General features: G+C 34.4%; 1 protein-coding gene. It reads left to right on the top strand.

Annotated features, from left to right (window positions below; translation table 11 throughout):
* The coding region (locus FUA24_RS00590; protein ID WP_148539607.1) for a TonB-dependent receptor at positions 1-363 on the top strand (363 nt) is incomplete at both ends.

Here is a 363-nt window from a genome sequence, read left to right on the forward strand (position 1 = left end):
GAAACCGAAAAAAGAAAAACTGAAACCAAAGGCTTTTCAGTTAACCTTATTGAAACTAAAGAAGCCAGTTTAAGAAACATACAAACCAATGAACTTTTAAATACTACAGTTGGTGTAAAACTTAGGCAAAATGGCGGTTTAGGCTCGCAAGTTCAGTATAGTTTAAATGGTTTGTCTGGTAACTCTGTTCGCATTTTTATTGATGGTATTCCTATATCAATGTACGGGTCTTCTTTTAACCTAAACAGCATTCCGCCTTCAATGATAGAAAATATTGAAATTTATAAAGGCGTAGTGCCGGGTCATTTAGCCGATGATGCTCTTGGTGGCGTAATAAATATTATACTAAAAAAAGGTGCAAAA

The organism is Seonamhaeicola marinus, from assembly GCF_008085455.1.